7 protein-coding genes are annotated in these 6,620 nt (G+C 59.0%); 6 read left to right on the top strand and 1 reads right to left on the bottom strand.

The features are described from left to right. Positions 1-422 precede the first annotated feature (422 nt). On the bottom strand, positions 423-1,472 hold the full coding sequence (gene gap / locus BGE01nite_RS28490) for a type I glyceraldehyde-3-phosphate dehydrogenase (RefSeq protein ID WP_146856310.1): 1,050 nt from the start codon (positions 1,470-1,472) through the stop codon (positions 423-425). A gap of 214 nt (positions 1,473-1,686) precedes the next feature. Between gap and BGE01nite_RS28485 the strand changes: the two genes are divergently transcribed. From BGE01nite_RS28485 to BGE01nite_RS28460, 6 genes are all read left to right on the top strand, one after another. Continuing rightward, positions 1,687-2,289, top strand: a complete 603-nt coding sequence (locus BGE01nite_RS28485; protein ID WP_146856308.1) for a GAF domain-containing protein — start codon at positions 1,687-1,689, stop codon at positions 2,287-2,289. Between the two features lie 428 nt (positions 2,290-2,717). After that, entirely contained in the window at positions 2,718-3,785 is a 1,068-nt protein-coding gene (locus tag BGE01nite_RS28480) for a Gfo/Idh/MocA family protein (protein WP_146856306.1), read from the top strand. 98 nt (positions 3,786-3,883) lie between these two features. Next, positions 3,884-4,435 (top strand): helicase, encoded by a 552-nt coding sequence (locus BGE01nite_RS28475; RefSeq protein ID WP_146856304.1) that lies wholly within the window; start codon positions 3,884-3,886, stop codon positions 4,433-4,435. A gap of 109 nt (positions 4,436-4,544) precedes the next feature. Then, positions 4,545-4,922 carry a VOC family protein gene (locus tag BGE01nite_RS28470; RefSeq protein WP_146856302.1) on the top strand — a complete coding sequence of 126 codons (378 nt, stop codon included), beginning with the start codon at positions 4,545-4,547 and terminating at the stop codon, positions 4,920-4,922. Positions 4,923-4,936: 14 nt separating this feature from the next. Continuing rightward, positions 4,937-5,584 carry a hypothetical protein gene (locus BGE01nite_RS28465; RefSeq protein ID WP_146856300.1) on the top strand — a complete coding sequence of 216 codons (648 nt, stop codon included), beginning with the start codon at positions 4,937-4,939 and terminating at the stop codon, positions 5,582-5,584. Then, positions 5,581-6,570 (top strand): MBL fold metallo-hydrolase, encoded by a 990-nt coding sequence (locus tag BGE01nite_RS28460; RefSeq protein ID WP_146856298.1) that lies wholly within the window; start codon positions 5,581-5,583, stop codon positions 6,568-6,570. The genes BGE01nite_RS28465 and BGE01nite_RS28460 overlap by 4 nt, the downstream gene beginning before the upstream one ends. Positions 6,571-6,620: the final 50 nt, after the last annotated feature.

The following is a 6,620-nucleotide window of genomic DNA, read 5'->3' as shown; positions in this document are numbered from 1 at the left end:
CACGATCAGGTCGGATCCACTCGGATCGCCTCCGAAACGACCGTAAACAACGGTCAACCACTGTAAACAATCGTAAACCTTCCGAGCTCGTCCCACCCGCGATCTGGTCGGACTGGCCAAAACCACCGCAAACAACGGCAAACAATCGCAAACCACCGCAAACGGCTCCCACCCTTTCCGTAGGCCAATCATCAGTGCCTGACCTGACCTCTCCAAATCTCGCCAAACCCAAAGCATATTCATCCCCCACCATTCCTCACATCTCCGCTCCTTCCAAGTGACCCAAGCATCCCCTTTGGACACCGCGAAACCATCCTGATCCCGCCTCCCGCGAATCAGGATTCATGAATCAAAAATCAGAAATAAAAAAGCGGGCCAGATCCAAAGACCTGGCCCGCCCAAAAACTTAGCTCAAAGCCGTATTACAGGCCTTTGCCCACCATGTACTTCACAAGGTCGACCACGCGGTTGCTGTAGCCCCACTCGTTGTCATACCAGCTCACCAGCTTGAAGAACTTGCTGTTCAGCTCGATGCCGCTGCCGGCGTCAAAGATGGAGCTGTGCTGGTCGTGGATGAAGTCGGTGCTCACCACTTCGTCAGACGTCCAGTTCAGGATGCCCTTCAGGTAGGTTTCGCTGGCCTTCTTCATGGCGGCGGAGATTTCCTTGTAGCTGGTTTCCTTCTCCGTCTTCACGGTCAGGTCCACAGCAGACACGGTTGGCGTCGGCACGCGGAAGGACATGCCGGTCAGCTTGCCCTTCACTTCCGGGATCGCGAGACCAACGGCCTTGGCGGCACCCGTGCCGGAAGGAATGATGTTGATCGCGGCACTGCGGCCACCCTTCCAGTCTTTCTTGGAAGGACCGTCCACCGTCTTCTGGGTGGCGGTGTAGCTGTGGATGGTGGTCATCAGACCTTCAGCCACGCCGAAACCTTCTTTCAGCAGCACGTGCACGATCGGCGCCAGGCAGTTCGTGGTGCAGGAAGCGTTGGAAACCACGTGGTGGTTCGCGGCATCATACTTCTCATGGTTCACGCCCATGACGATGGTGATATCCTCGTCCTTGCCAGGAGCGGAGATGATGACCTTCTTCGCGCCAGCGTCGATATGTCCCTGGGCCTTGCTGCGCTCGGTGAAGAGACCGGTGGACTCGATCACGATGTCCACGCCGAGAGCCTTCCAGGGGAGGGCGGAGGGGCCTTCACGCACGGCCAGGCACTTGATCTCGTGACCGTCCACGACGAGCACGTCATCCTCAGCCACGTCGGGGCTGCTCTTCTTAGAGTAGACTTCTTCCTTAGCCTTGCCCTGGGTGGAGTCATACTTCACCAGGTAGGCGAGGTTGTCGGCAGGCACGAGGTCATTCACAGCGACGACGTCGATCTCTTTGCCGAGAAGACCCTGATCGCAGATTGCACGAAACACGAGGCGGCCGATGCGCCCGAAACCATTGATGCCGATTTTGACCATTGATATGTGGGGGTGGGGAGTTTGAAAAACCCGTCGCAGCAGTTACCACGCCGGGTTTTATGCATAATCGCAGGGGAGGGGGTGTCAACCCAGCTTTCTGGCACTTCCCGCTCACCTGCATGAGAGATTACGCATCCACTCAGCCCTGACTTCCGATATTAGAGAATATCAGGGCCATCCCTTGCTGTTGCATCAGTCACCACTCCCATCCCGAATGAATACTCTCTCCTCTCCATGTGACCTGGAGTCAGTCCTCGCCACAGAAGAGCTGAGCCGCCGCTCCAGCCCACCCTTGGACCCCGAGACGGAAAGCAACGCGCTTCTGATTCTCACCCGGGCTCTGGCCTCATCCCCGCGGGACTTTTTCGGCACGCTCGTCAGGTCGGTTTTGCGACTCTCCGGCGCTGGCTCTACCGGCATCAGCCTTTTGAACGAGGAGGAGAAGCGCTTCGTCTGGCCCGCCGTCGCCGGAAAGTTGGACAGCTTCCTCGGCTCTGGAACCCCCAGTGATTTCGGCCCCTGCGGCACCGTGCTGGAACGGGGAAAGACCCTGCTGTTTATTCACCCTGAAAAGCACTTCACTTACCTCGAACCCATCCATCCGCCTCTGGAAGAGGTTCTGCTCATTCCTTTCTATGTCGGTGAGAAAGCCGTCGGCACCATCTGGGCCGTTTTTCATGAGGCAGGCCAGCAGTTCAGCGCGGAGCATCGCCGCCTCCTCGAAGCCGTCAGCAACTTCGCCTCCTCCGCCTACGCCACGCTCGCCAACACTGGCGCCCTCACACCTCTTTTGAAGATGCAGCCCGCGTCTTCGTGATCATGGCGGTTCCGTGTCTCTGGGGCGGATAGAAGGAGACATCCCGCACCCCACAGCTGCCCGATGTAGAGGCAGGCGTGAGCATGCCCTCAATGAAGCTTGCTAGCACACCCATCACGGCAGGCGAATAGACTAGATCCATCTCTCCCAGCCCCAACGGGGCGAGACAACAAAGCGAAGGGCAAGTTGATGCAGCCAATGCAGCCCTGGAAATGCCGCCCCACCCACAATCCTGAACCAAAGCCCTGAAAGGGCGGGACAGAAGAGCTTCGTGATCTCCAGGGTCTCCACCTCACGCACCATCTTCCCTCAGCCTGTGCAGTCACAAGGCATGAGCGCATAGTCCAAAGCGCTCCCGGCAAGGTAAACAAAGGCAGGCCGTTGTGATCAAAGCACCAGCGTTCATCACTCACCACATCCCGCATCCCATGCCGCTGAACACTCGCCGCCACTTCCTGATCGGAGCCGCATCCGCCATGGCCATGCAGCGCTCTCTCAAAGCCCAGTCCAAGCCCACCACACGTCTGCGCTTCGCCGTCATCGGCATCAATCACGAGCACATCTTCCGCATGGTCAAAGCTCTGCGTGATGGCGGCGGCGAGCTCGCCATGATTTACGATCCCTACCCGGATCCCACGCACGGGACCCAGTTCCTCAAAGAGAACTTAAGCGTCAAACGGGCCCGTGCCGAGCGTGAGGTCCTGAATGCACCCGACATCCAGCTCGTCGTCAGCGCCGCCCTTCCATCGAAGCGCGCCCAGCTCGGCATCCGCACCATGCGTGCAGGCAAAGACTTTCTCGCTGACAAAGGCGGCTTCCTGAACCTCGAAGACCTTGAAGAAGCCCGCCGCGTGCAGGCAGAAACGAAGCGCATCTTCGCCATCTCCTACAACGAGCGTCTGCTCCTACCCGTCAGTCTGAAGATCGATGAACTCCTCCGCGCCGGGGCCATCGGCAAAGTCACCCACATGTGGGGTTACGGCCCGCATGGCCTCTACGGTCATGGACCGCGCGAACCATGGTTTTGGTTACGCGCCGCGCGTGGCGGCATCCTCAATGACATCGGCGCTCATCAGGCAGACCAGTTCATCCACTACCTCGGTGCAGACGGCGCCCGCGTGCTCGGCTCCTATGCCGGCAATTTCGAAAACCCCGACCACACCGAGTTCGAGGACTTCGGCCGCGTCTGGTTCCAAAGCGCCGGCGGCACGGGCGAGTCCATGCTCAGCTACACCAAGGCCAAGACCACCGGCTTCCAGCTCCATCTCTATGGAACCGAAGGCCGCCTCGAAGTCTTCAAGTCCTCCGGCCGCATCAGCCTCGTCAAACCCGACGGCTCCCGCCGCGAGTTCACCGTCCCCTCCAGCACCCCATGCCCCTGGGGCACCCACCTCGTCGATGACATCCTCCATCGCACCGAGACCGCCATGCCCCAGTCCCACACCTTCCTCGCCAGCGAGCTCGCCGTCCGCGCTCACATGGTCGCTGTGAAGTGAGTGCCGTAGATGCGTGATTATTGGTTAGGTGTGGCAGGTTGCCCGCGAGCGCCAGCTCCCTCTTGCAATGAGGTGGCTTGGCGGGCAGGGAACACTCCATGAATCTCACGCCCTCCCTCAATAGCTCGCTGGCTGATCTAGAACCGAGCATCATCCGGCGTGCGGTGAAGGCGGGCGGCGCCAGCAAGTCGCAGCTTCTCTCACAGCTCACCGAGGCCGGAGTCGGGTTGAACGAATTCGCCCGCGTCTTGTTCGCGAGCGATCTCTTCATCACCTCACCCACCGAGCAGCATTGGATGACCGTTGAAGTGTCTGTTCATGATCTCGGCTTTTCCCAGGGAGCCTGCATCCAGGACCTTCACAGCAGAGCGAGCGCCCTCGGCCTGCTCCCTCCTCCTCTAGAGTTGGCACCGCATCTCAGGCTACAGTATCTGGATCAGCCAGAGGGCTTCTGGGGTCACCCTGTCACTCAGCATCGCGCACCCCCAGGCTCCATCACCATCGCCTCCCTGCCGCTTTCCGAGGACGACGATTTCCCCAAAGGCTTCTACCTTCGCCGCATCGAAGGCACCCTCTGGCTGCGCGGCTACCGATGCCCCACAGACAACCACTGGCACCCCGACGACCACATCCTCTTCTGCCAGGCCTGATCAAAGCCCCGTAGGCGCGTTCGCCAGAATGCGGAACCGGAGTCTCCCGACCTACGCACCTCCCCAAATCACGCACTCGCGATGCACTCCGACGCGTATTCATGAGGCCATGTCACGCCGCTACGACCACATCGACCTCCGCGTCCCCAAGCTCGCTGACGTCACCGCATTCTACGAGCAACTGCTCCCCGCGCTCGGCTTTACCCGCGATGCCCGTGTCGAAGGCTGGCTCCAATTCGAAGCCGCCGATGGTGACGTCACCGAGTTCTTCGGCGTCACCGAATCCCCCACCCACGTCCCTAACGAAAACCGCATCGCCTTCTGGGCCGAAAGCCAGGCTGAAGTCGACCGCATCGCCCAAGTCGCCACCCACGCCGGAGCCCAAAACATCGAAGGCCCCATGCCCTATGAACCCGGCTACTACGCTGTGTTTTTTGATGACCCGTGTGGAAACAGACTTGAGGTGTGTCACCGCGGCGTGGCATAGCTTGAGGTTTGATCATGACCCAATCAATCGACATCCAAGCTTGGCGAAAAGACGGCGAGCAGTTGTGGAATCAGATTCAGGACCGCAAGCTGGTGACCATCTGGTGGAACAATCCGTGGTTCAGGTTTGCCGTCATCGGATTGGTGCTGCTCATCGCCGCCACAATGACCTGGCTGATCTGGCGGGACAACTTGATCTCCGGTCTGTTCGTTCTCCTGGCATCGCCTTGTGCCTATATCGCCATTAAATACTATGCAGTCCAGGCGCGGACCGGTGGCTTGTATTCATTCTTTTCGGACACGGGTTTTGGCATCGGCTGTGATGCGGACCGGCTGTCCTTCCCGTATTCATCCATTCAACTGCCAGGAATGGTATCCCCCTCGACGGTGAATGAGAACTACATCGTTCTACCGGTGAAATCTGAGATTCAAGGCGTGAAAATAGAGCGCAAGAATGGCGCAGATTCGGGTTGGGATGGGAACCCTTACAATCGAGGTATCGCCTCGATCCTGATCAAAGATGGAGTTGTTCATGCGCGGGCCTGTCCCAACGAGATGATCGTGCATCTGTTCTGCGCGATCTATCCTCTGGCCATGTACCTTGACGCCCAAGCCAAGGCGTCAAACACAGCAGCGGAAACAACTCCACCGCCACTGCAATGAGCATCAAGCATCGTATTCTAGGCACCGCAGGTCACGACAACGCCCTGCATGTGGAAGTCGACACCGGCCAGTCCGTCGAACGGCTTTTGTTCGACTGTGGCGAAGGTTGCGTCACCGAGCTTCCGTTCGCGGACGTCCTCGCCACGGATCATCTGTTCTTCTCGCACCTGCACATGGATCACGTGGCAGGCTTTGATTCCTATTTCAGGTGCCTCTTCAACCGCACTACGAAGCCGAATCGCATCTGGGGACCTCCAGGAACGAGCAACACGATGCAGCACCGCTTCCAGGGCTTCCTGTGGAATCTCCATGACGAAATGGCCGGTGCCTGGCACGTCTCAGACATCCATCCGCAACAGATCTGCACCCATCGTTTCGAGCTCGGCGAAGCCTTCGCAATCGCACACGAAGAACCCACTCCGCCAACCATGGATGGCATGGGCTACACCCTCGAGGTCCTCACCATGGACCACCGTACTCCATCTCTCGCTTACATCGTGCGCGAGAGACCGAGATCAAACCTCGATATGTCGCGTTTAGCCGCCTTAGGCCTGCGTCCCGGCCCCTGGGTGAAGCAGCTCAAAAACAGCTCGGCTATCGCAGACACACTGCTCATCGATGGCGTCGCTCATTCCACCGAAGAACTTCGTAAAGCCCTGCTCGTCGAAACTCCCGGTGACTCCATCGCCTACCTGACCGACTTTTTGTTAGACGAAGCCGCCATCGACCGTCTCGCCCCCGCTCTTCATGGCTGTCGTGTTATGATCTGTGAAGGCCAGTATCGTCATACGGATATCGACCTCGCCCACAAGCACTACCACATGACCACCGTCCTCTCCGCCACCCTCGCCAAACGCGCCGGTGTGCAGGAGCTGACCCTCTTCCACCTCTCCTCCCGCTATCACCGCGACGAGTGGCTACAAATGCTCCAAGAAGCCCGCCATATCTTCCCGAACACCAGTTACCCACCTCATTGGGGCCTATGACAAAAAAAATCGTGGTTCCCGAAACCGAGAACCACGAACAACCAACGGGG

It is taken from the genome of Prosthecobacter gellanilyticus (assembly GCF_007992435.1).
GTDB classification, from domain to species: Bacteria; Verrucomicrobiota; Verrucomicrobiia; order Verrucomicrobiales; family Verrucomicrobiaceae; genus Prosthecobacter; species Prosthecobacter gellanilyticus.
This window is presented reverse-complemented; position numbering and strand designations above follow the sequence as displayed.

What these genes read in the sequence shown, in the direction of transcription:
- BGE01nite_RS28485 (WP_146856308.1), top strand. Translation starts at nt 1,687, where the DNA reads ATGAATACTCTCTCCTCTCCATGTGACCTGGAGTCAGTCCTCGCCACA.
- BGE01nite_RS28460 (WP_146856298.1), top strand. Translation starts at nt 5,581, where the DNA reads ATGAGCATCAAGCATCGTATTCTAGGCACCGCAGGTCACGACAACGCC.
- BGE01nite_RS28465 (WP_146856300.1), top strand. Translation starts at nt 4,937, where the DNA reads ATGACCCAATCAATCGACATCCAAGCTTGGCGAAAAGACGGCGAGCAG.
- BGE01nite_RS28470 (WP_146856302.1), top strand. Translation starts at nt 4,545, where the DNA reads ATGTCACGCCGCTACGACCACATCGACCTCCGCGTCCCCAAGCTCGCT.
- BGE01nite_RS28475 (WP_146856304.1), top strand. Translation starts at nt 3,884, where the DNA reads ATGAATCTCACGCCCTCCCTCAATAGCTCGCTGGCTGATCTAGAACCG.
- BGE01nite_RS28480 (WP_146856306.1), top strand. Translation starts at nt 2,718, where the DNA reads ATGCCGCTGAACACTCGCCGCCACTTCCTGATCGGAGCCGCATCCGCC.
- gap (WP_146856310.1), bottom strand. Translation starts at nt 1,472, where the DNA reads ATGGTCAAAATCGGCATCAATGGTTTCGGGCGCATCGGCCGCCTCGTG.